The 2,348-nt window shown below is 50.1% G+C and carries 1 protein-coding gene; it reads right to left on the bottom strand.

Translation table 11 applies throughout. The annotated features are described in order from the left end of the window. Window positions 1-128: 128 nt before the first annotated feature. Window positions 129-2,042: an amidase family protein gene (locus POTG_RS18460; protein ID WP_009226374.1), complete on the bottom strand. Its 1,914-nt coding sequence runs from the start codon at window positions 2,040-2,042 to the stop codon at window positions 129-131. Between the last annotated feature and the right edge of the window lie 306 nt (window positions 2,043-2,348).

The raw sequence follows: 2,348 nt of genomic DNA, 5'->3' as shown, positions 1-2,348 counted from the left end.
TATTTTTGCAGGAATCGCGTGGAGAGGAAGGGCGTGCGTGTTGAAGCCGAGGAGAACACTAACGCTAAAACAAATGAACACTACCGGTATAACGGTAGTGCTCTCCTCAGTACTCTCATATAACAGAATTATGGTGTAAGTACAGGGGCGTGACGGTGATGAGTGCCTTGTTCGTAGCTATAGGCTAGTTTGATTAGTGTGCCTTCATCGAAGGCGCGACCGAGGAACTCGATGCCAACGGGGAGGCCGTCTTTTGTAAATCCGGCAGGGACCGTAATGGCAGGGAATCCCGAGAACGGGCTTAAGCGATTGTTGTTTCCGGATGATTGGCCCTCACCAATCAATGCCGGCGGCTGGGTGCTGGTCGGGTACACGATCGCGTCGAGCTTGTTGTCGGCCATCACCTTCAGTAGGGAATCTCGGGTGAGGCTGGTGCGTTTCAGCACGATGTCTTTGTATTCCTGAGTATCCAGCGATTCACGGGCCTCGCGGGCTTTCATCGATTGCTCTTGAGTTTTATCGTACTCTTCAGAGGCGATGATTTCAGCCAGGCTGTGGTAAGGGGCATTATCCCCGAGTTCCTCTAAGTAATCGTTTAATTGGAATTTGAACTCGTAGCCGCTTAAGCTCGGATATTTCATAATCTCCTCTAGATTCGGAATCTTGATATTCACGACTGTTGCGCCAAGGGCTTCTAATTCTTTAACGGCATTGGACACTACTTCGAAGACGGCTTTTTCTTGATCGTTGCTCTCCAGGAAGAGTTCCGTCGCTACACCAATCCGTGTGCCTTTCAAACCGTTAGCATCAAGGAAGTCGGTGTAGCTCGTAGGAACGCGACCGACGCTATAGGAGGTGGCGACATCATCCGGGTCATAACCAACCGTGGCGTCGAGTAGGATCGCTGCATCCTCGACTGTCCGGGCGATCGGTCCTCCTACGTCTTGCGTCAAAGCGAGTGGGATAATTCCATCACGGCTGGATAAACCAATCGTTGGGCGGATCCCAACCAAGCTGTTGAAGCTGGAAGGAATACGGATGGAACCCCCTGTGTCCGTACCCAGGCCGGCGACAGCCAAGTTGGCTGCAATTGCCGCACCGGTACCGCCGCTGGAGCCGCCGGGATAATGATCGGGTGCGTATGGATTTTTCGTTTGCCCCCCTAACGAACTTGATGTTGTAATGCCAAAAGCAAATTCATGAAGATTCGTTTTGCCTAGGATGATCGCGCCGGCTTCTTTTAGATTGGCGATTTGATCCGCATCTTGCGGAGGGATAGAATCCTTCAAGCAAAGGCAGCCTGCGGTCGTCGGCATGTCGGCGGTATCGAAGTTGTCTTTGACAAGGATCGGAATGCCGTGCAGAGGTCCTCTTGGTCCCTTTTCGGCTCGTTCTTGGTCCAACGCTTCGGCGATGTTGAGCGCGTCAGGATTGATCGAAAGGACAGCTTGCAGGGAGATCCCCTGATCGTCATATTTAACGATTCGATCGAGATACATCTGTACGAGTTGTTTTGAAGTCACCTTGCCTTGCTCCATAGCCAGCTGAAGCTCAGAAATCGTGGCTTCCGGAAGGACAAAGGGCTTTAAGTAGCTGACAACACGGTCGTGAAGCCGTTCTAGATCGTCCGCAGTGAGAGGGGCGCCAGGCAGGAACGAGGTATCCGAATAGCCTTTCATGAGTCCGGCCTTTTTGACGGCCCCAACAGATCCCGCGTAAGCTGCTTGGTCTGGAACGTCGCTGAAGGATTCAGGGGCATTCTCTAGCCCCAGCCATTGCTGAAGCAGTACAGCCGCTTGGCTGCGGAGCACACGGTTGCTGGAGACCTCCGGCATCGTAAAGGAGCCTCCTGCTTCGCCGGCAGCCTGCTTCATCGACTGACGAAATTGTTCGCCGGTGATAAAGGTTTGGCTTGCCGTAACCTTTGCTGTACCTGAAGCGGCCTGGGCTTGTGGAAGGTGTCCGATTCCAAGTTCTGTGACCAATACAGAAGTCAACAGAACTACGCTTCCTAGTTTAAGGCCTCGTCGATAACGATTCATAAAGGTTTCCCCCTCCTAGTGAAAAGTTGAAGTTTATGTGAACTATCATAAATTCATGTAAGATATAATGACAAAGAGGAGGACCATCTGTTAAAACGCATACATTAAGGAATATCGCAGTGAATTACAGTTTCTCTTAGGTTTTCTCCCGTTAAAAAATATTCATAATTAGAGAATAAAATGTTATATAATCTTACGTAAATATAACGCAATGATGTTTTTTCAGAAAATTCACTGTGCTATTTTCAGTTTCTACCAAAGGGAATGTAACCTTTTTGTTACCGACAGGGGTACGCCACCCGTTAT

It is taken from the genome of Paenibacillus sp. oral taxon 786 str. D14 (assembly GCF_000159955.1).
GTDB classification, from domain to species: Bacteria; Bacillota; Bacilli; order Paenibacillales; family Paenibacillaceae; genus Fontibacillus; species Fontibacillus phoenicis.
The sequence above is the reverse complement of the archived record's forward strand: the minus strand, read 5'-3'. Positions and strand labels throughout refer to the sequence as shown.

Excerpts from the sequence above, each read along its gene's own strand:
- POTG_RS18460 (WP_009226374.1), bottom strand. The coding sequence starts at position 2,042 with ATGAATCGTTATCGACGAGGCCTTAAACTAGGAAGCGTAGTTCTGTTG.